The organism is Bifidobacterium breve DSM 20213 = JCM 1192, assembly GCF_001025175.1.
Taxonomy (GTDB): domain Bacteria; phylum Actinomycetota; class Actinomycetes; order Actinomycetales; family Bifidobacteriaceae; genus Bifidobacterium; species Bifidobacterium breve.
The window spans coordinates 1,190,544-1,207,173 of sequence record NZ_AP012324.1 but is presented as its reverse complement, the minus strand read 5'-3'; the positions used below and the strand labels follow the sequence as shown (position 1 = coordinate 1,207,173).

Annotated in this window: 21 protein-coding genes and 1 pseudogene; 8 read left to right on the top strand and 14 right to left on the bottom strand. The window is 61.5% G+C overall.

The genetic code is table 11. The annotated features are described in order from the left end of the window. Positions 1-25: 25 nt before the first annotated feature. From BBBR_RS05150 to BBBR_RS11205, 5 genes are all read right to left on the bottom strand, one after another. The gene (locus BBBR_RS05150) at positions 26-862 is read right to left on the bottom strand and encodes a murein hydrolase transporter LrgB (protein ID WP_225851433.1); all 837 of its coding nucleotides are present in this window, start codon (positions 860-862) and stop codon (positions 26-28) included. Continuing rightward, positions 805-1,431: a hypothetical protein gene (locus tag BBBR_RS05145; protein WP_003829423.1), complete on the bottom strand. Its 627-nt coding sequence runs from the start codon at positions 1,429-1,431 to the stop codon at positions 805-807. Before BBBR_RS05145 ends, BBBR_RS05150 begins: the two co-directional genes overlap by 58 nt. Before the next feature lie 132 nt (positions 1,432-1,563). Then, positions 1,564-2,391: a hypothetical protein gene (locus BBBR_RS05140; RefSeq protein WP_003829422.1), complete on the bottom strand. Its 828-nt coding sequence runs from the start codon at positions 2,389-2,391 to the stop codon at positions 1,564-1,566. 33 nt (positions 2,392-2,424) lie between these two features. Then, positions 2,425-2,976 carry an RNA polymerase sigma factor gene (locus BBBR_RS05135; RefSeq protein WP_050755804.1) on the bottom strand — a complete coding sequence of 184 codons (552 nt, stop codon included), beginning with the start codon at positions 2,974-2,976 and terminating at the stop codon, positions 2,425-2,427. Between the two features lie 196 nt (positions 2,977-3,172). Next, positions 3,173-3,301: a hypothetical protein gene (locus BBBR_RS11205; protein WP_003829419.1), complete on the bottom strand. Its 129-nt coding sequence runs from the start codon at positions 3,299-3,301 to the stop codon at positions 3,173-3,175. Between the two features lie 37 nt (positions 3,302-3,338). Between BBBR_RS11205 and BBBR_RS10670 the strand changes: the two genes are divergently transcribed. Continuing rightward, a complete protein-coding gene (locus tag BBBR_RS10670; protein WP_003829418.1) occupies positions 3,339-3,638 on the top strand; it encodes a hypothetical protein in 300 nt (99 codons plus the stop codon). A gap of 5 nt (positions 3,639-3,643) precedes the next feature. On the opposite strand, the gene BBBR_RS05125 is transcribed toward BBBR_RS10670, so the two are convergent. The 6 genes from BBBR_RS05125 to BBBR_RS05100 all read right to left on the bottom strand — a co-directional run bounded on the left by BBBR_RS05125 (position 3,644) and on the right by BBBR_RS05100 (position 7,640). After that, the gene (locus BBBR_RS05125) at positions 3,644-3,937 is read right to left on the bottom strand and encodes a type II toxin-antitoxin system RelE/ParE family toxin (RefSeq protein WP_003829417.1); all 294 of its coding nucleotides are present in this window, start codon (positions 3,935-3,937) and stop codon (positions 3,644-3,646) included. Positions 3,938-3,940: 3 nt separating this feature from the next. Beyond that, positions 3,941-4,210, bottom strand: a complete 270-nt coding sequence (locus BBBR_RS05120) for a type II toxin-antitoxin system RelB/DinJ family antitoxin (RefSeq protein WP_014483711.1) — start codon at positions 4,208-4,210, stop codon at positions 3,941-3,943. A 184-nt stretch (positions 4,211-4,394) separates the two neighbouring features. Further along, positions 4,395-5,564, bottom strand: a complete 1,170-nt coding sequence (locus tag BBBR_RS05115; protein ID WP_050755802.1) for an ABC transporter permease — start codon at positions 5,562-5,564, stop codon at positions 4,395-4,397. After that, complete coding sequence (locus BBBR_RS05110) at positions 5,561-6,241, bottom strand: ABC transporter ATP-binding protein (protein ID WP_003829413.1); 681 nt, start codon at positions 6,239-6,241, stop codon at positions 5,561-5,563. Before BBBR_RS05110 ends, BBBR_RS05115 begins: the two co-directional genes overlap by 4 nt. After that, positions 6,238-7,128, bottom strand: coding sequence for an efflux RND transporter periplasmic adaptor subunit (locus tag BBBR_RS05105; protein ID WP_003829412.1), 891 nt, complete (start codon positions 7,126-7,128; stop codon positions 6,238-6,240). The genes BBBR_RS05110 and BBBR_RS05105 overlap by 4 nt, the downstream gene beginning before the upstream one ends. After that, complete coding sequence (locus BBBR_RS05100; RefSeq protein ID WP_013140733.1) at positions 7,125-7,640, bottom strand: hypothetical protein; 516 nt, start codon at positions 7,638-7,640, stop codon at positions 7,125-7,127. The genes BBBR_RS05105 and BBBR_RS05100 overlap by 4 nt, the downstream gene beginning before the upstream one ends. 125 nt (positions 7,641-7,765) lie before the next feature. Between BBBR_RS05100 and BBBR_RS05095 the strand changes: the two genes are divergently transcribed. The 6 genes from BBBR_RS05095 to BBBR_RS05070 all read left to right on the top strand — a co-directional run bounded on the left by BBBR_RS05095 (position 7,766) and on the right by BBBR_RS05070 (position 13,747). Next, positions 7,766-8,461 (top strand): LuxR C-terminal-related transcriptional regulator, encoded by a 696-nt coding sequence (locus BBBR_RS05095; RefSeq protein WP_003829410.1) that lies wholly within the window; start codon positions 7,766-7,768, stop codon positions 8,459-8,461. A gap of 65 nt (positions 8,462-8,526) precedes the next feature. Next, positions 8,527-9,600, top strand: a complete 1,074-nt coding sequence (locus BBBR_RS05090; RefSeq protein WP_032738189.1) for a histidine kinase — start codon at positions 8,527-8,529, stop codon at positions 9,598-9,600. Positions 9,601-11,115: 1,515 nt separating this feature from the next. Beyond that, on the top strand, positions 11,116-11,370 hold the full coding sequence (locus BBBR_RS10860) for a hypothetical protein (RefSeq protein WP_003829406.1): 255 nt from the start codon (positions 11,116-11,118) through the stop codon (positions 11,368-11,370). A gap of 162 nt (positions 11,371-11,532) precedes the next feature. Continuing rightward, a complete protein-coding gene (locus BBBR_RS05080; RefSeq protein ID WP_011068121.1) occupies positions 11,533-12,339 on the top strand; it encodes an Abi family protein in 807 nt (268 codons plus the stop codon). Positions 12,340-12,748: 409 nt separating this feature from the next. Further along, a complete protein-coding gene (locus tag BBBR_RS05075; RefSeq protein ID WP_003829403.1) occupies positions 12,749-13,078 on the top strand; it encodes a hypothetical protein in 330 nt (109 codons plus the stop codon). Positions 13,079-13,213: 135 nt separating this feature from the next. Then, complete coding sequence (locus BBBR_RS05070; protein ID WP_003829402.1) at positions 13,214-13,747, top strand: GNAT family N-acetyltransferase; 534 nt, start codon at positions 13,214-13,216, stop codon at positions 13,745-13,747. Positions 13,748-13,787: 40 nt separating this feature from the next. On the opposite strand, the pseudogene BBBR_RS11255 reads toward BBBR_RS05070, so the two are convergent. Together BBBR_RS11255 and BBBR_RS05065 are read right to left on the bottom strand one after the other, a co-directional pair. After that, positions 13,788-13,931, bottom strand: a pseudogene (locus BBBR_RS11255) (DUF2316 family protein); the annotation flags it as partial. Between the two features lie 176 nt (positions 13,932-14,107). After that, on the bottom strand, positions 14,108-14,932 hold the full coding sequence (locus BBBR_RS05065; RefSeq protein ID WP_003829401.1) for an aminotransferase class V-fold PLP-dependent enzyme: 825 nt from the start codon (positions 14,930-14,932) through the stop codon (positions 14,108-14,110). A gap of 146 nt (positions 14,933-15,078) precedes the next feature. Here BBBR_RS05065 and BBBR_RS05060 point away from each other — a divergent pair, with 146 nt between their 5' ends. Further along, on the top strand, positions 15,079-16,092 hold the full coding sequence (locus BBBR_RS05060) for a VanZ family protein (RefSeq protein ID WP_003829400.1): 1,014 nt from the start codon (positions 15,079-15,081) through the stop codon (positions 16,090-16,092). A 183-nt stretch (positions 16,093-16,275) separates the two neighbouring features. Here BBBR_RS05060 and BBBR_RS10320 read toward each other — a convergent pair whose 3' ends face one another. Beyond that, entirely contained in the window at positions 16,276-16,428 is a 153-nt protein-coding gene (locus BBBR_RS10320; RefSeq protein ID WP_404801533.1) for a hypothetical protein, read from the bottom strand. Between the last annotated feature and the right edge of the window lie 202 nt (positions 16,429-16,630).

Genomic DNA, 16,630 nt, shown 5'->3' with positions numbered 1-16,630 from the left:
TCGGTGGGGGTTCCGCCGGTGCCGTTCAGCGCGTTGTGCGCGGGTGTGCCGAGCACCATCCACCCAACGCCATGAGCAGCATGGCGACGGCGAGCTGCGCGATCAGGGATATGGCCGCGTTGGCGGGCGTGCCGGTGACCGCGAGGATGCCTCCCGTGGCCGGGTAGACGGGGCCGAGCCCGAACCATCCGGCGCCGACGGCGTCGCCGATCACGTTGAGGATGGTGCCGTTGACGGTCGGCACGGGCAGCATCGGCGAGGAGAACACGAGCGCGAACCATGCGAGCACGCCGGTGATGCGCGCGACGATCATGGGCAGGATCGCGCCGAGCAGCGAGGACAGGCTCATCGCGGTCAGCACGGCCGGCCCGGTGATCGCGAGTCCGGCGGCCAATGCCTGTGGTATGGCCCGCCACGAGCCGTGCAGGGTCTGGACGGTGCCGGCGCACTCCAGCAGCAGGAGCGACGGGGCGATGAGGATCAGGAACGCGCCGAACGTGCGAGCCGCGGCCAGCATGGGCGCGGGGATGGGCGTGGAATCCTCCAATTGACCAATGCCAAGTCGGGAGTGCCGCGTGTGGAAGTCGGTGAACGCGGCCATGTAGGCGATCGGCATGAACATGGCCATCGTCTTTGCCATGAACGCCAGATCGCCCGCGCCGTGGTCGTGCGGGCCGGCAGGGGAGATCACGCCCAGCAGAAGCGCGAACAGGGCCAATGGGACGGCCGCGGCCCATAGGGAGCGTTGCCGCCACACGATGATCATGTGGACGCGGATCAATCGCGGGAAGCCGATGTGCATGTTCATATGCTCCTCCTCGCAAGCGTCACGTTGCGTTCCTCGTCGCCCAGCAGATGCCACGCGATCCCGACGGCGATCACGGCGACGGTGAGCGGGATGCCGCGTTGCGCGACCGGGTCGAGCACGTACGGATCCCACAGGAGGGCGAGGAACATCCATACCGCGACCACCGCCATGACCGTGGCCCGCGTGGACGCGGACCACGCGGCGGCCGCGAACCCGGCCGCCCCCACGACCAGCACCGCGCCGGTCGGCGCGATCAGGCTTATCCACCCCGTGTCCTGCGGCCACAGGCCCAGTACGTGCAACGGCGCGAACATGAGCACGGCGCCGGCAAGACCGGACACGGCCGCGAGTGCGAACCGCGTGGCCTGCACGCGCCTCCAACCCACGGGCGTGGACTCGCTCGCCTCGACCAGCGGGTCGCCGGTCAACGCGACCGCCACGCACACGCCCGCGCCGATCACCATCAGCTGGGCGAGCCAGTTCACCACCGTCAGCGTCTGCGTGCGCGACCACACGCCGGATACCATGATGCCGGCGGCCGCCACCGCGATCCCGCAGGCCACGGGCATTGTCAGCAATCCCATGCCGATGCGTCTGGCCTGCGCGCGAATCATTCCCGCCATGCCGTCCCTCCTTGAAATGCGAAGCTCGACGGCCGTTCCTTATCGTCCGTCACCTGATAGGTAGCGGACGGCAGCCGCATGGTTCACGCGACACGCCGAACGGCCGCCGGAGGCCCGTCGGCTTCAATCCGGTCAGACGGCCGCGGCCGCCATGCGCGCCTCGGACAATCGTCCGGAGAACGCCACCGCCGCCGCGCACGCCATCAGACCCGTGACGGCCAGCAGCGGCTGCCCGAATGGCCGGGTCATATCGATCCAGCCCGCGGCCGGCAGGCCCGTCAGCCCGAGCAGGTCCGTACGGATCACGGCGACCAGCAGCAGGCCGACGCCGAAACCGACGCCCGAGGAGAAACGGATCGCGAGCATCGCGCCCACGCCGGCGACCAGCAGCAGGGGCGACAGCCATCCGACCAGCAGTACGCCGAACGTCCCATACCCCTGCGCGCCCATCACGGTGGTCACCATCAGGCCGAACATGACGTCGCAGGCGAGTATGAACACCAGCCGGACCAGCGTGACCGCCCCCGTGCCCAATGGGGTGGCCGACGAGATCATGTCCGCGCGGGAATCCCCGAGCGCCATCGTCACGCTCAGCAGCACGCCGGCCAGCACCATCGAGCAGAACGCATGGGACACGACCGTCGCACCCCAGCCGACCGCGAAGAACCGCGCCCCCAATCCGGCGAACGCCATCAACGCCAGCGTGGCCGGCACCACCCGCCACGGCACCACCCGCGACTGCCGGCCCAGCAGCAGCATGAACAACCGCAGACTGCGCGCCCACGACCATGCCGGTCCGTCCAACGGGGACCGCGACGCGCGGATGCGCGCCATCACCGCCGCAGCGGGAGGCGCGTCTCCCGAATGGGATCGTTCCACGGCGTCCAATGCCGCAAGCAGATGCCCGTCGGGCGTCTCGTCCGTCAAACGGTCGATCGTTTCGTCAAGATGATCGGTCATCAGGATTCACCGTTCCTTTCCATCCGCATCGTTTTAGCGGTCGAGTTGCGCGCGCAGCAGACGGCGCGCACGCGAGATACGGGATTTGACCGTGCCTTCCGGCACGTCCGACAAATCGGCGATCTGCCGGTACGACAGGCCGTGCAGCCACGCCAACGTGGCCGTCTCCACCAGTTCTACGGGCAGCCGGCGCAACAACGCCATCAGATCATCCACGCCCACTTCGGACAGCACGGCCGTCTCCGGACTCGGTCCATCGTCACGCGGTTCGGGCGCATCGTCCAACGCGGTCACATTCGGGCGTACGCGCCGCACGCGCATGTAGATCTGCCGTTTCGCGATGCCCAGCAGCCAGGACAGCACCTTCGCATCACCACGGAACGCCCTCGCCGACCGCCAGCAGCCCAGCCACACGTCGGCGCACACCTCCTCGGCCGTGCCGGCATCCGGCACGCGCACGCGCACGAACGCCCGCACCGCCGCAGCGTGACGCCCATACAGGGTCTCGAAGGCGCGTTCGTCCCCGGAGGCGACCCGCACGAGCAGATCCTCGTCGCACATCGCCGCCCCACCGGGCGAGGTCATGTCATCCTGCGTATGCGGCTCCTTCCACGGCACATCGTAAACAAACGTTCATTGATGTATGTAGCTAGAAACAAACCGACGGTTCACGACACGAGCAACGACACGCCCGGAAGGCATATCGGATTAAGTTGTGTAGAAGAACAGAAACTCACAGAAGAAATCGTTGCGCGCGTGCATTACCGAGTCCCAAGCCTGGCTAGTTCTTGGCAGGAATGCTGACATCCAGCTGCCAGTGGGCTTGTCCGGCGCGGGTTTGGAAGGTGCCGCCGCGTGTTTCGATGATGGTCCGGTAGCGGTCGAGGCCGCTGCCCAGGCCGAGTCCCATGTCGGCGGGTGTGGTGGTGTCGCTGGCGGAGATATGAATGGCGTCCGTGTCGAAGGTGACGCAGATGGCGCACCAATTCGCCCGGATCTGTGTGTTTGGCGATGTTCGCGTACAGTTCCGCCAGCAGGCCCGACAGCAGTCGCATGGTCTCCGGCGTGAGCGGCCGGTGTGGTTCGGCGAGCAGGTTGTCGCCGGTGAATCCCGGGGCTTCGAGTCTGGACTCCTCCTCATCGATCAGCGATTGCAGACCGGCACGCTGCGCGGCGATGCCGACTTCTGCGGGCACGGCCGGCTGCCGCACTCAAATCGCCATCGGCTGGTTCAAAGCAGGCTGTAAACCCGCTATCTGCCCAACAGTTCGTCATGGCTGCCGGTTCGCATGAACATGGCGGTACCATCATCGCGAATCCATAGAAGCAGCCAGTCGCCGGCATTGCCGATGTGGCATTCCAGTACGCCGTTTAGATCACCGGTAAGTGTGTGGGCGCGATGCCTACGCCTCAATGCTTCCTTGGAGTCCGCCGTGTCCTCAAGCACCAGACGAATGACTTCTTTCAGCGGGCGTAAATCAGCGTGCTTGCGTTTGAGTTTCTTGATATCTCGCTGGAATGCCGCTGTGTAATCCGGTTTGAGCATTGATCAGATTCCCAACGAATCGAACATCTCATCGGCACTGTTGAAACGAGGTTTGCCGTCGGCGAGCCTGTTTTTCGCCTCGTCAAGGGCCTCCATGGTTTCAGGCGGCACGGTCGTATAGGAAAGGTTTAGAGGAATGCGCCTCTCCCGGACAATCTGCTTGTAGAAGGCGCGGGTGACCGAAGACAAGTCCAGACCGAGATCCTCGGCTATGTTTGCGGCTTTCTGCTTGGTGTCCGCATCCACGCGGACTGTGACGGATGCCATGCTCACATTAACCTCCAACATCATTACGTAAGACAATAGTATGTATTTGTATGCTAATAGTCAACATTCTGCGGTTGCGGCATCTCGACCATGGTACACATCCCGCAGGCGGATTGTTTACCGGATGCAATCGATGATCGGAATGCCGACCATCCAGCTGTCGGCGGGCTTGTCCAGAATGGCTTCTGGTTCATCGCAACGCCAGCGCGGGTTGCAGCCGTATGGCTTTGATGGCCGGGGCAAGAGAGCCGACAAGTGAGGTGACGATGGACGCACAGGCCGCAATCATCGCCGCCGTATATGGGTATGCGGGCGGTTCCAGCGGCGAGTCGGCGGGCATCATCCACGGAATTGCCCAGACCAGCACCGCGGAGATGAGCACCGCGGCGAAGGCGATGATGAGGCCGAGCAGCACGGACGAGCCGATGACCTGTATGGCTATGCTGACTCTGGTCGCGCCCAGTGCGCGGCGGATGAGCAGCTCGTGCGAGCGTTGCTCGATGCCGGCCAATCCGATGTTGATCATGCCGATGGCGGATACCGACAACAGTAATATCGCGGTGACGGTGACGCCGAGTTGGAGAAAACCGATGACCTGCTCGTAATCATCGGCGTTGTCGGAACGGTTCCATGACGATATGCTGCCGGTCCCGACGTCGAACAACAGATCGTCCAACACGGTTTTGGCGTGTTGATCGTCCACGCCTTCATTGGGATGGACGAGGATGGTCAGCCCATCCGGTTCCCAGGCTTGCGGCCAGTAGCGTTGCAGTGTGGTCGCGTTGACGTAGATGGTGGGTGTGTCCGTCCCGTCGGCGATGACACCGTTCACCCGTGCCGGCACCTGTTGCGGATTTCCTGTCCGGGCGAGTGCCACGGTGCCATCATGCACGTATTGGCGGGCGCTTTCGTTGACTGCGGTTTCCAGCGTGGCGGGTTCGTCCGCTCCGGTCAGCCATGTACCCTCGATGATGGGGGCGGGCATGATTCTTGTCCGTTCGGCGTCGATGATGATGATGGTGACGCGGCGTATCTCCGTGTTGCCGTCACCGGACGACGCCCATATGGCGAGGTCGTTGAGGTGATATTGCGCCGATGCGATTCCCGGACGGAAATGCGCGAGGCGTTCCTGCAAAGCCGTGACGACTTGTATGTTCACCGATGATGGCACGTCGACGATGGCGCTATAGGTGGGTGACTTGCCTCCCAGTCGCGCGTTGACTGCTTCCAGATAGTCGCGTCCGAGCGTGCCGACGAGAACGCCGGCGATGAGGGCGATGATGCCGATGAACATCGACAGGGCGGTGAGGCTGGTACGCAACGGGTTGATGCGCAGATCCTTGGCGATCATGCGGATCACGACAGTCGCCCCCTGTCGATCGTCAGTCGGCGTTCGCATCGGGCGGCGAGCTGCGGGTCGTGCGTGACGAGGATGAGTGTGACCCCGAGTTCACGAACATGTCGGAACAGTATGTCGGCGACCATGTCGCCGGTTTCGGTATCGAGCGCGCCGGTTGGCTCGTCGCAGATCAGCAGATCGGGATCGCCCACCAGCGCTCGGGCGATGGCCACGCGCTGCTGTTCGCCTCCCGACAGGCGCGACGGCATGCTGCACACCGTCCGGCTCCCGAGCCCGACGGTGTGCAGCATGCGCGAGGCTCGTCTTCTGATGACCCGCAGGGGGATGCCTCCCCGGTATTGCAATGGGAGTGCCACGTTCTCCCATGCGCTCAGATGCGGTATGAGGGAGTAGTTCTGGAACACGAAGCCGACATGCCGGCAGCGGAAGCGCGCCCGGTCGGCGTCGTTCCACGCGGCGCAGTCCCGCCCGTCATAGGAGAGCGTCCCGTCATAGTCGTTGTTGAGCAGCCCGACGATGGAGGCGAGACTGGTTTTGCCGGATCCTGATTTCCCGATGATGGCGGTGGACGTTCCCCTCTCGAACGATGCGCTGACATCGTCCACCGTCGTCAGGCGTTCGCCGTCGGGCAGCCGGACTTCGGCGCTCAGATGTTCCAACCGGATGAGTGTGCTCATGATTGCGCTCCCGGTGTGAGATTCGGAGCTGTCGCGGACACCATGTCACCTTCCTCGAGACCGTCGAGGATGATGATCGACGTGCCGTCCGATGCCCCCAACTTCACGTTCACGGTGGCGAACGAATCTCCGTCACGCCTGCTGACCTGGCCGGAGGCGAGCCTGCCGGCGACTGCGGTGACAGGCAGGATCAAGGCGTCCTCGACCGCCGTCGCGGTCAGTACCACGGTGGCGTTCTGCCCGGGACGCGCCTGCACGTCCTTTGGGAACAGGCATTGCAGTGTGCGAGTCGATTCCGTCCCATGCGCAGTCGTCGCCGATCCGGCCGTATCTTCCGCTGATGAGGGCGGAGTGGCGACGCCGTCATTCACTACCGCGGCACAGTCCGTGGGCCCCTGCGCGTCGGTGATCTGGAATCGGCCCGTCAACGGCTGGTCCGGGTCTATGGTCGCCAGCAGCGCGGTCGCGTCCACGCTGGCGCTCATGCCGCCATACCGTATCGAGAACAGCGGATAGTCCGCGGCCATGTCGTTGTCCTGCGCGACCGTTTCGATCACGCCGTCGACCGGAGCCGTGACCTGCTGATCGCCGACGGTACCCAACACGTCGCCCGCATGCACGTATGCTCCTTGATCAGTCGTGGAGTGGAACCAGCCTTTCGCCGGAGTCGTAAGCGAGAACACAGGAGCCACCTGCACGCCGGTGGAGGAAGAGGGCAACGGCGTGATGCCGCCCCTACGCACCTCGACCGTGGATGCTGGCCGCTTCGCCGTGGAGGAGGCGTCGGACGATGGCGTCCGCGACGGCGAGCAAGCCGTCATCATCGCGCACATCGTCGTGGCCGTCACGCACGCCAACAGGCATTTGAACGGTGCGATCGCATTCATTTCGTCAGTCCGTTCTCATGCCGGTACCATGTGCAGTCCGTGGTGTAGAAGTCCCGCATGGTCGAATAGTCGCCGAGTTCGGATTTGCCGATCACATCGTTCTCGTATATGCCATCCTTGTCCTCGTAGTAGTTCTTGAACCAGTCGGTATCCAGCAGCTTGCGCAGCTGCTGGAGGGCGCCTCGGGCTGCTTCCGCGTTGGTCTGGCTGTTGTCGAGAATGTCGCGTTCCACCGAGCACTGCCAGTAGACATACGCCTGTCCTTCCCCACTTCCCTTGGCATACAGCGAGGACGCGGCCTGCGCCTTGGGTATATTCGCTGGAAACGCATCGCCGTTCATCAGTTCAAAGGGGAAATCCTCGACGGTCGCCTTGTATTCCTCGTTCGCCTGCTGCCAGGTCAGCATGCCGCCACTTCCCGAGGTGCCGCCGTTCGGAGTCGTCCCGCAACCGGACAGCAGCATCACTGCGGTCAGAATGGCGGCCCTGCGTCGTGTTCCCGATTTCATCATCATGCTCCTTCGGACGATTGCACAACTGTCGCCAACCATTAGCCCACAGACGGCGATCCGGGAGCAAAAGACTGTCATGCGCGCGCATGACAACGATACGTCGAGGAGCATGGGATGCGCATACGATGGGCGGCATGACAGACCTATCGGACTCGCATACCATCTCCATCGGGGTGCTGGACAACGATTCGCTCGCCCTCAACGCCATAGCCGTGATGACGAGCCGTCTCTCCCCGCGGTTCCACATCATCTGGAGCACCACGTCCCCGGCGATGGCATTGCAGCGCTGCATGACCCACGGCGCGCGACCCGACGTGCTGGTCGTCGACATGGCCTTGGGAGGCATCACCGGCGCGGACATATGCGCCAGAATCCGTCGGCGCACTCCGACGATCGGCTTGGTGTGCGTCACCTCCTATGACCTTGATCCATATCGGCAAGACGCGGTCGAGGCGGGCGCACAATGCCTGATAGCCAAAGATGACATCGTCAAAGAGCTCCCGCAGGCCATACGATGCGCGGCACAGGGCGAGCCCGTCCCCGGCACCGGATTCCCCACCGCACGGGAAGCCAATCGCAAACTCAACGAAGGACACGCGACCGAGGGCCGGCTGCCGGAAAACGACAAGCCATCGCTGTCCTCCAGGGAACGGGACGTACTGCGCCTCTACGCGCATGGATCATCCACCGACGAGATAGCCGCGCTCCTGAATGTCAGCAAGGGCAGCGTCTTCACCTACGTCAACAGGGCATGCCGCAAGCTCCATGCCGCCGACCGCAAGGAGGCCCTCGCCATATGCGCCCGATACGATCTGCTCTGAACCGTATACACCACCCAGCCATACTGGCCGCGGGGCTGGTCCTCGCAGTGGCGATCCCCGTAGAGATGGGCGTGTACTCATCCCAGAACCTGCTGTCATGGTCGACCATACGCATATCGCTGCTCGTCGCCGTCCTGTGCGCCATGCTCGGAGCGGCACCGGTATGGGCCGCCTGTCTGCTGTTCGCGGTCTCAGGATACGCGTTGCTGTGGCTGTTCTCGCCGTTGACGACCATCATGATCGCCGCACTGACCTCCATAGCGGTCCTCTCGTTCGTCAAACCCCGCCTTGGAGCCGCTTCCGCACTGGCGGCCCTCGCCGCCCTCGCCGCGAACAACATGCAGAACAACCTCACCTCGTCGAACATCGTAGGCATGATCATCATGTGCCTATGCCCATTGTCGCTGGGGTTCAGTCTCAACCTGCTGTTCGCCCAACGGCAGGCGACCGCGACACTCAGGCAACGACTCGACCGCGAACACACGGCGCGTCACCTGCACGACACCATCAGCAACGACCTCGCCTACATGATCCTGCGCATCGACCAGGCAAGCCGCAGTGATTGCCCCGCCGATCGGGAGCAATATCAGCGCCAACTCACCGATCTGCGCGCCATCGCCGAAATGGCGCTCGACCACACCCACCAGGTGATACGACAACTTGAACGCACCGACAAACCAGACGATCGCAGCCGCATCGTCAAAACAAATAACGACGACAAAACCGACAGGAAAATCGAACAGCAGCGTGAACGGCTTGACGGCATCATTCAATCGCAACGACGTCGCCTTGGCGGCCTCGGATTCCAAGGTGACGACATCCTCGGGACGTTCGACCATCCACTGGCGGACGACATCCTCGACCTTCTCGAAGGACTGCTCAACGAACTGTACGCGAACATCGCCAAGCACGCCGCCCCGCACGAATGGTACGCCGTCACGATCTCCTTCGACCGGCGGCACGTCATCATTTCGGCAAGCGACGTACTAAAGGACGAAGCGGTACGGCTCGGACTCGGCAGCGGCCTCAAGAGATACCGAACCGTTATCGAATCCATGTCCGGGACGTTCGACATCACCGATGATTCCGACAACTGGAACGCGAACATCACCATTCCATTGTCTGTAACACGCCGGTAAAGGGAATGACGGCCTCCAGCTGCCAGTGGGCTTGTTCGGTGTCCGGCTGGCTTGCGCTGGTGTGTGTTCTTCGAGCGAGTCGATGACCTCGTGCGTGTGGCCCATGGCCCGGCTGGCGGCGTCGCGCAATTCGTCGAGCTGTTGCTGGTATTCGTGTTCGTCGGCGGGCATGCCGTCGGTCCCGGCGTGACCATCGGGACATCCAGCATGAGGATTACGCCCGTGACAAGCGCCGGCCACAGGAACCGGTCCGGGCGGAACATGCCGCCGACCAGGCCGGCAAGCACAGCCAGAGCCAACATGATATCGCGCACGGTCGCGGTGCCGGGGACCCGTGCCGCCATCGAGAACACGTACTCCGCGAGCACCGCCACGGACAATACGGCGCAGGACGCCGCGATCACCGGATGCCCGGCATGCCGCAGGCCAAGCCGGTCGGAAAGCCGGGGCAGAGCAGATCGTATCTGGCGCATGCGTCCAGCACCTCCTTGCGGCTGGCGACTCCCAGCTTGTCGGCCACGCGGTGCACGTACGTGAACACGCTGCCCGTCCCGCCGCTCCTGCGACGGATGCGCCGGCACACGTCAGCGCCCGTGTTTTTTTTTCCCCCCACAACGCCATATCCAACACCAGTGCATCCGGCCTGGTATGCGGGTTATGGCAATGCTCGATCGCCACTGCGGGCGAACCCGTGCCCCCGCATGACATGGAAGTCCTTGGATACGGCCGAGATCATCGCGCACATCGCATCCAGGGCGAACGGATCATTGTCCAATACGGGCGATACGGATCGACCGCGCCGCAGCCCCGGTCATGTCATCATGTCCCATGCCGCTCATCGTGGCCACGGTCGCAGCCGGACAAAACCTGCTATCATGCGATTACTTGACACGATGTTGCGCTTGCGGGCGCGAACGGATTGAATTGGACTAACGGGTTTTATGTAGGGATGCCGAGGAGGACAACCATGAATCAGGGGAGGGCTCGACTGGAACGAATTCGGTGATGGAGGGCTTTGCGAAATCCCCGGTCAATCGATTTGCTGACTGGTTGGGATGGGGATTCGTCTTCCTCGGAGCGGGTATAGGAGCGTTTCTGGGTGTCGTCGCGTACGTTCAACACTGGATTAGCTGACGGCTTCGAATAGTTCTCCGACCGCTTCTCGGATTTGCCGGGTGGCATGAGGTTTTCGACCGCTCACGTAGTGGCGGCGACCTCACGCTAATCAGTAATACACACTTTGATCTAGCAGACCCTACGGCTAAGGCTAGGAGGCCGACGATGGGAAACCGCGTATGGAAAGGTGAATCTTCCGCCGGTGGCCGGGCCGGAACGATCATCGCTTTGGGCATCGCGGCGTTGGTAGTGGCGGGAGTATGGTTCGGATGGACTCGATACTAGGGCTATAGTCCGGTTTCGAATCTGTCGCAGACGTTCTCGATCTCATTTTCCGAGGATGCGCGGGCAATCGTCAGCAAGGACGAGGAAAGCTTTCATGGGGACGGATACCGGTACGTGAAGGTCGCCGCTGACCCAGAACAAGTCGACGGCACCATTCTGGACGGCAGGGATTACTCCAGTGGCCAACTGCCCCAGGAGAACATCCGCATAATCAAGGAAGCGGATGCGACCCTGCGATTGAACCTGGGAACACAGCTCGATGCGCTCTACGACCGGCCTCATAAGGAGATAACCAACGAGGGCGGCACGCTGATCATCATCCATGATGCCGATTCCTCGGAATGGCATTTCTTCGAATGCCTCGTCTGAAAGCTGAGCACTCCCGAAACATATGCGATTGTCCTGAAGAAGAGCCCAGACCAACCAAGCCCCGATTATCCAGATAAAAAGAAACCCCCAGTGCATCACGGCTGAGTCGAAGACCGTCCGGAGAGGCCCTTTGGGGGAATTCTTGATATATCATAATGAGCCATGAGCCGACAGTCAAATTCAACAACTGATTTCCTCTCACGGACTCCAAGGAAAGGAAGTCCGCGGGAGAAGGCGCTGCGCGCGTGCATTACCGATGAACGGCTTGCCACCTACAATTATGAGGCTCAAAGACGTTCATGCCCAGCGCTAGAGCTGTACCTGTGGGATCACGACATGGCCAGCGCCTGTATGGGCGACATCGCCATCCTCGAGGTCGCTCTGCGCAACCGCATGGACCGGCAACTCTCCCTCCTCGCTCTGGAGCAGAATGGCACTGAAGACTGGTATATGGCAGGGCTACAATTCGATGACCGAACCCAGTACCAGATTCGTGAAGCGTGGAACCATCTCACCCCGCACCAGCGAAAAAATCATACGCATGGCCATCTCATAGCGTCATTGACATTCGGATTTTGGCGCAATCTCTTGGAAGACGGCGGAACAATCCACACGAAGTGGCCAGACCAGCGCCGTGCAGATTATGAGAACGATTTATGGCGCAAAGGACTCGATAAGACATTCTCCAATGGGCGCCAGTATGCCCGTGCAGTGGAAGAACGCTGGACGAGAAAGTACGCGCTGGATATCGTAAAAACAGTGCATGCCCTGCGTAATCGGGTCGCTCACCATGAGCCGCTTGTCAACGGCATACCTCTGCCGGGTGAGAATCGACGGATTGCATTGGAGAATGCGACGCAGGCGTGCTTCGCTCTGGCGATGATCCTGGACCGAGACCTACACGCATGGTTGATGGATAACAGCAAGATGAAACTTGTGCTCGAACACGAGCTGAAGCCTAATGAATAGGTAGTGAGTATCGTTTTCGCCAATCATCTCTTCAGTGGGAATGGCAATGAGCTGCAGCGACACCAACAGATTCCTTAGGATCCGACACCGGCACGTCCGGCCTGGTATGCGGGTTATGGCAGTGCTCGATCGCCACTGCGGGCGAACCCGTGCCCCCGCATGACATGGAAGTCCTTGGATACGGCCGAGATCATCGCGCACATCGCATCCAGGGCGAACGGATCATTGTCCAATACGGGCGATACGGATCGACCGCGCCGCAGCCCCGGTCATGTCATCATGTCCCATGCCGCTCATCGTGGCCACGGTCGCAGCCGGACAAAACCTGCTATCATGCGATTACTTGACACGATGTTGCGCTTGCGGCCATGCGCAGGTTGAATGGGATTGCGCCACGAAAGGATATGCCATGAACGATCTGCTGATTATCGACATGCTGCCCACGTACGGGCTGCTGTTCTACCTGCTGATCTCGGTATTCGTCTTCGTGGGATGCCGTGGCCTGCGCCGGAGGACCTCGGATCGTGGCCTGCTGCGTTTTGCCGTAGGCGCGTTCTTGGTTGTTTCCGCGCTCGGCGCCGTGTTCGCTGCGCTGGTGTATATCATGGCAGCGCCTTTGGCGCAGCCGGATATGGTCGACTTCTACCGCATGTACCGGCCAGGAGCTCTGATCTTCCTGCTGGGATTGTTCATCATACAATTTGTCTTCGGCGTCGCTGCCGTGTATCGGGGAAAGTAACCTGGTATATCCTGCGATAAACGCATTGGCAGACACTTGCTGCCTATCTGTAAACACACCCTAGATAAGGCTTGCGGCCGTTGGCCGAGCACAGTAGTAGTGTGGTCTGCTGTGTCAACAGGAGGAGTGTGACCAATGCGGCTGATTGAGACATGGCTGGCGGACCAGGAACGCGCGTTTGACTTGTTCGCGAAATTCCCGGCGGAGGAGACGGGATTCGAGAACCCAGCGGCCGGCATGAATCGTGAACGGTTCGCCGCATATGTGCGAGGGTTGCGTGATGAGTCGCTTGGCGTCGGCTTGCCGGACGGCTGGGTGCCAGCCACCAAATACATTCTCGTCAACGATGAGGGCGACTATGTGGGCATCTTCAACCTGCGTCACCGGCTCACCGACTTCCTGCGCAACGGTCCGGGCCACATCGGCTACGGTGTCGCCCGCGAATACCGCGGTCACGGCTACGCAACCGCCGGGCTCAAGCTCACGCTTGCCAAGGCCCGCGAGCTCGGCATCAAGGAGGCTTACCTGAGTGTCCACAAAACCAATCCGGCAAGTCTTGCGGTGCAGCAGCATTGCGGCGCACGTATCGACCATGAGGACAAGACGGAATACTACACACGCATCGCCACCTGCACGGAGAGCGATGGCCTCTATGCGCGAGGCGATTGACGGCGCCTCTTGCGTGTAAATGGCCGATTATCAATCGGTTTTAATCGATTTCGCCTCGGTCGATAAAGTCGCCGTCGAGGAACCAATAATCGTGCGGATTTCCGCGTAGCGCCGTGAACGGCGTCAGTTCCACGCCCTGCGCCGCGGTTTTGCTCAGCAGATAGGCGCGGATAATCCACGGATACCATCGCCGGCGACTTCAATGGCGAAGATTTCGTCAAGCCACTGTGACGGAAGATTGGGGCTGCCGTTCGACCGCAAATTTCCTGTAAGCAGCTCTACAACCCGCAAAACTCTAATAATGTTGCATTGGCGCCTTAATCATCCATAGTTAAGGCACCAATGCAACATACGATTCGCTTACCCACGCAGCCATCCGACGATGGTTGGGATAGATTGTTCGGCGAAGCGGTCTATGGCGTCGGCGGTGACGTAGGCGTGGGCGGTGAGGCGCAGGTACAGTTCGCCGTCAAACTGGGTGACCGCGACTTCGGCGTGCAGTTCGTTGAGGATTCGGTCACGGAATACCGGGCATAGGGCGTCCAGTTCCTGCGGCGTGCGGTTTCCGTGGGGCAGCTTCACCAGGCGCATGGCGGGGGAGGGAATGCGCACCGGCGACGAGCAGTCCTCGCCGCCGACCTCGCTGGCCGCCTCGGATACCCGACGCTCCGCGTAATCGGCAAGATCGGACATGTACCGGCGCACGACATCCCAGCCCCACAGGCGCTCGATATCGCGCAAGGACTCGGGCGCGGCGATCGGACCGCATAAATCCTGGGTGCCTTGCTCGTCGAATCGCTCCGGGAACGGGTCGGCGAAACCCCACGAGTCGATCAGCGGCCACAAATCCTGACCATCCTGACCGCCTTCGGGCGGAATCACCAGCAATGCCGTGCCACGCGGCGCACACGGGAACTTATGAAAATTGCCGACCCACCAATCGGGCTGCAGTCCGCCGACCGGATCGGCCAGTTGGGCGGGAGCGTGCGCGCCATCAACCAAAAAGCGGATGCCGCGGCGATGGGCTTCGGCGGCGATGCGCTGGGCCGTAAACAGCATAGCGGTGGCGGAAATAATCTGGTCCAACACGATGAACGACGTATGCTCGCTCATCTGCGCGGTCACGGCGTCGACCACGCCATCCTCGTCGGCGTCAATGGTAACTGGTGCATCTTCCTCATCCATGCGAATGATACGAATCGCCTTTCATCCCAATGATTTCGCTCTCGTGGCCGATACCCGCGTGCCGTCATGTTCCGTACCTTGGAATCAGAAGTCGAGAGATATGGTCCGAAACCGAATGGAGCGGACCGAAGCAGGGAGCATTGAAGATGGGATTTCTCAAGAACTTTTCCGAACCGTTTGCGTTCGCGCTGGCATTGTGGCCGTTTGTGTCCATGCTGCTGACGGTGCCGGTGCTGGCGTTGCTATATCATCGCGACAATCGCATCCGACTGTCGTCGGCCATAGTGGCGTATGGCACGGTGCTGTACCTGCTCGGCCTGCTGTGCTTCACACTGTATCCGATGCCGGCCGATGCGGCGGCCTATTGCGCCGCGCACCATCTGACGCCACAGCTCAATCCATTGCAGTTCATCGGTGACATCCGTACCGATGGTCTCACCGCCGTACTGCAAATCGCGTTTAATATCGTGTTCTTCCTGCCGTTGGGCTTCATCATGGGCCGTATCTGGCGTTGGCCGCTGCCGGTTACCGCAGTACTGTCATTCGCCACGTCGCTGTTTCTGGAGACGATGCAGCTGACCGGCCTCATGGGCGTGTTCCCGTGCGCCTACCGTCTGTTCGACGTGGACGATCTCCTGTGGAACACGACCGGCGCGCTGATCGGATTCGCGCTGGCCATGCTTTCGCTGCGCCTGATTCCGGCGCGGGTCGCCGATATGACGCCGACCACCACACCAGGCTTCATGAGGCGGCTGATCACGTTCATCATCGACATGACGCTGATTGCGTTCGCCGTGATGCCGACGCATCTGTTCGTCATGATCGTCCGCTCGAACCTGCCCTCGGGCTCCAATGGCTCATGGCAGTCGATGGAACCGTTCGACTGGACCGGTTCGATCCTCTTCCTGGCGGCGCTCATCCTCTTCGAGGGCGTGGTGCCATGGTTGCGCGGCGGCTGCACTTTCGGCGGCAGTTTCACGCATATGACAGTGGAAACCCGGCCGCGAGAAGGCTGGCGGCGTGCGGCGTCCTATGTGGCGCGTATGGCGACGCTAATCATCGTGCTGCCATGGCATAGCGGCGGATTCAATCTGCTGGTGTTCATCGGCCTCGGCATCTTCTGGCTGGTCAAGCATCAGATGCCGTACGACCTGATTTGACATGGCTGATAATTCGTACTGTGAATTCCATACCATCCAGCAGTGGTATGAATCATGCTAGTGGATGACTCAACCACCGTATGCCAATAATATGACCGTCAGTCAGCAGGAGTGTGTCCGTCTGGCTGACGGTTGAGTACGTTCCGCACCGACATCCGGGCGCGGAGTATGCGTTCGCTGCATTCACAGCTCGGATTCGCTCCACCGGTCGGGGGTCGAGATCCGACGCAGCGGACCAATCAATGCAACGACCAGTTCAGCCATGGCACAGACCACAGCCATGCCCATCACCGCCGTGAAGCCAAGACCCGGCTGTTGCAGCAGCCAGCCGATCACGGTCGGGAGCGCAAGCACGGCGGCGGCAACGCGACACGTGAAGACAAGTGAAACTCGAATATGACGAAATGTACAGGTTAGGGAAATGGCACAACAGAAGCGCCGTGGGCCCAAACGGTGACCACGGCTTAGCACGACGAGTCAACGCGCATTAGCTGTCTGCGAACGACACCAACACCTTGTACATAACAATGCACCTTTG

Bases quoted from the DNA above. Each gene is read 5' to 3' on its own strand.
- BBBR_RS05140 (WP_003829422.1), bottom strand. From the start codon at position 2,391: ATGACCGATCATCTTGACGAAACGATCGACCGTTTGACGGACGAGACG.
- BBBR_RS05105 (WP_003829412.1), bottom strand. From the start codon at position 7,128: ATGAATGCGATCGCACCGTTCAAATGCCTGTTGGCGTGCGTGACGGCC.
- BBBR_RS05125 (WP_003829417.1), bottom strand. From the start codon at position 3,937: ATGCTCAAACCGGATTACACAGCGGCATTCCAGCGAGATATCAAGAAA.
- BBBR_RS05145 (WP_003829423.1), bottom strand. From the start codon at position 1,431: ATGGCGGGAATGATTCGCGCGCAGGCCAGACGCATCGGCATGGGATTG.
- BBBR_RS05100 (WP_013140733.1), bottom strand. From the start codon at position 7,640: ATGATGAAATCGGGAACACGACGCAGGGCCGCCATTCTGACCGCAGTG.
- BBBR_RS11205 (WP_003829419.1), bottom strand. From the start codon at position 3,301: ATGGGACTCGGCCTGGGCAGCGGCCTCGACCGCTACCGGACCATCATC.
- BBBR_RS05135 (WP_050755804.1), bottom strand. From the start codon at position 2,976: ATGACCTCGCCCGGTGGGGCGGCGATGTGCGACGAGGATCTGCTCGTG.
- BBBR_RS05060 (WP_003829400.1), top strand. From the start codon at position 15,079: ATGGGATTTCTCAAGAACTTTTCCGAACCGTTTGCGTTCGCGCTGGCA.
- BBBR_RS05075 (WP_003829403.1), top strand. From the start codon at position 12,749: ATGAACGATCTGCTGATTATCGACATGCTGCCCACGTACGGGCTGCTG.
- BBBR_RS05070 (WP_003829402.1), top strand. From the start codon at position 13,214: ATGCGGCTGATTGAGACATGGCTGGCGGACCAGGAACGCGCGTTTGAC.
- BBBR_RS05065 (WP_003829401.1), bottom strand. From the start codon at position 14,932: ATGGATGAGGAAGATGCACCAGTTACCATTGACGCCGACGAGGATGGC.
- BBBR_RS05110 (WP_003829413.1), bottom strand. From the start codon at position 6,241: ATGAGCACACTCATCCGGTTGGAACATCTGAGCGCCGAAGTCCGGCTG.
- BBBR_RS05080 (WP_011068121.1), top strand. From the start codon at position 11,533: ATGAGCCGACAGTCAAATTCAACAACTGATTTCCTCTCACGGACTCCA.
- BBBR_RS10670 (WP_003829418.1), top strand. From the start codon at position 3,339: ATGGCGTCCGTGTCGAAGGTGACGCAGATGGCGCACCAATTCGCCCGG.
- BBBR_RS05090 (WP_032738189.1), top strand. From the start codon at position 8,527: ATGGGCGTGTACTCATCCCAGAACCTGCTGTCATGGTCGACCATACGC.
- BBBR_RS05095 (WP_003829410.1), top strand. From the start codon at position 7,766: ATGGGCGGCATGACAGACCTATCGGACTCGCATACCATCTCCATCGGG.